Genomic DNA, 2,385 nt, shown 5'->3' on the forward strand with positions numbered 1-2,385 from the left:
GCCAGGCCGGTGGCCGACCAGACCAGCAGGGTCAGGCCCACCAGGAAGCCGAGGAGGGCGATCAGCAGCCCCTCCGCGTCCGTCAGCCGGCCGTCGGCCAGCGCGCACTCGCCGAGCGTGCGCAGCGTCAGGGCCTCACCGAAGCGGTCCTCGTGGATCCGGCAGACCTCCAGGATCTCGTGCAGCTGCGCCTCCGCCTCCCGGGTGTGCCCCAGCCGCAGCCGGGCCTTGGCCCGGGCCCGCAGGGCGTACGCCGCCATGTGCGGGTCGCCGAGGGCGCGGAGGATCTCCAGCGCCTGTTCGGCCACGCGAGCGGCCTCCTCGTACGCGTCGAGCGAGCGGTGCACCAGGCTGAGTGTGCGCAGCGCCAGGGCCTCACCGCGCCGGCTGCCGAGCCGCCGGTACGCCCGCAGCGACTCGTCGAGCAGCGGGAACGCGCCCTTCTGGTCGCCGAGTTCGAGGCGTACGGAACCGCCGTACCGGCAGGCGACCCCGACCCCGGTGTCGTCGCCGACCCGCCGGAAGCCGTCGGCCGCGTCGGTCAGGGCCCGTTCCGCGTCACGCAGTTCGCCGACCTCGCGGCAGGCGCTGCCGAGGCCGGCGAGGGCGGCGGAACGGCCGCGTACGTCACCGAGTTCCGTGCAGATGCGCTCCGCCGTGCGGAAGTACTCCTGGGACTCGGCGATGCGGTCCTGTTCGTAGCGGAGCTGTCCCAGGCCGATGATCAACAGGGCCTCGCCCGAGCGGTCCTCGGCGCGGCGGGCTGCCGCGAGGGCGGCGTCGTGGCTGCGCCACCAGGCGTCGAAGCGGTTCTTGATGGCGAACGAGGAGGAGCAGAGAGCGGCTGCGGCTTCGCAGGCGAGGGCGTGCAGGCCCATCGCCGCCGCGCGCTCGACCGCGTTGGTGAGGGTGTCGGCCTCCGCGTCGAACCAGGCGAAGGGGTCTTCCAGGGCTCGGCGGGTGGTCTGTTCGCCTACGGGGGAGGTGTGCTCGGCCGCTTCGCGGCCGCCGGTCGTTCGTGGTTGTTCGGGCAGTTCCCCGCGTCCCTTCAGGGACGCTCGTCTGAAACCCTGCCTCAAGATCACAGCACCCGAGGGCGCCGCCTCCGTCACCCGGTCCATCAGCCACAGACCGGCGGTCAACGCCCGCCCCACCGCCGCCGTGCGGTCGCCGACGGGGTCCTCGGCCTCCGCACGCTCGGCGGCGTAGACGCGGACGAGGTCGTGCAGGCGGTAGCGGGGCTGGCCGACCTGGTCGGTGCCGGGGCAGTTGATCAGCTGGGCGTCCAGGAGGCGTTCCAGGTTCTCCTCCGCCTCGTCCTCCGGCATGCCGGAGAGCGCGGCCACCGCCCACACGGCGACGTCCGCAGAGCCCAGGGCGGCGATCCGGCGCAGCACCCGGCGGGCGCACTCGTCGAGCGCCTGGTAGCTGAGGCCGAGGCCGGCCCGTACCTCCAGGTCGCCCACGGACAGCTCGTCGAGGCGGCGGTGTTCGTCGGCGAGGCGCTCGGCGAGCACGCTGGGCGTCCAGTGCCGCCGGGTCGCCAGGCGGGCGCCCGCGATCCGCAGGGCCAGCGGCAGCCCGCCGCACAGCTCCACGATGCGTCGCGCCGCGGCCTGCTCGCGCGGGTCGTCCGGGGTGCGTTCCGGGCCGGTGACCCTGGTGAGCAGTTCGAGGCCGCGCGCGTCGTCCAGGACGTCCAGGTCGGTGCGCCGGGCCCCGACGAGCCCGCCGAGCCGGGCCCGTGAGGTCACCAGGACCCCGCAGGTGGCGCTGCCCGGCAGCAGCGGCCGCACCTGGGCCTCGCCGTTCGCGTCGTCCAGGACCAGCAGGATCCGCCGCCCGGCGACGAGGCTGCGGAACAGGTCGCCGCGCTCGGCCGTGTCCTCGGGCGGGTCGGCGCCGAGCGCCCGCAGCAGCCGGCCCAGCACCTCGGCGGGCGGTACGGGCTCGCTGAAGCCGTGCAGTTCGGCGTAGAGCTGCCCGTCGGGATACTCGTCGGCCACCCGGTGCGCGGCCTGCACGGCGAGCGCGGACTTGCCGACCCCGGCGGCCCCCGACACCACGACGACGGGCATCGCCTCCCGTGCGCCGGTCAGCCCCGCGACGACCCGCGCCAGTTCCTCCTCCCGCCCGGTGAAGTCCCCGATGGCGGGCGGCAGCAGCGACACGGGCCGGGGTGCGGCGGCGGGCTGCGGAGCGGCGGTGGCGGTCGTGGAGGCGAGCAGGGTCGGGTCGGCCCGCAGGATGGCCTCGTACAGCCGGTTCAGCTCCGGGCCCGGGTCGAGCCCCAGCTCCTCGGCGAGCACGGCGCGGCCCTGCGCGTAGACGGCCAGCTGGGCCATGAGGTCGAGTTCGGCCGGCCAGATGTAAGATCGGAAGAGC

General features: G+C 75.3%; 1 protein-coding gene. It reads right to left on the reverse strand.

The window, feature by feature from the left end:
* A partial coding sequence (locus tag AWZ10_RS18720) for an ATP-binding protein (protein WP_060891618.1) occupies window positions 1–2,385 on the reverse strand: 2,385 nt, incomplete at both ends.

The organism is Streptomyces europaeiscabiei, assembly GCF_001550375.1.
GTDB classification, from domain to species: domain Bacteria; phylum Actinomycetota; class Actinomycetes; order Streptomycetales; family Streptomycetaceae; genus Streptomyces; species Streptomyces europaeiscabiei.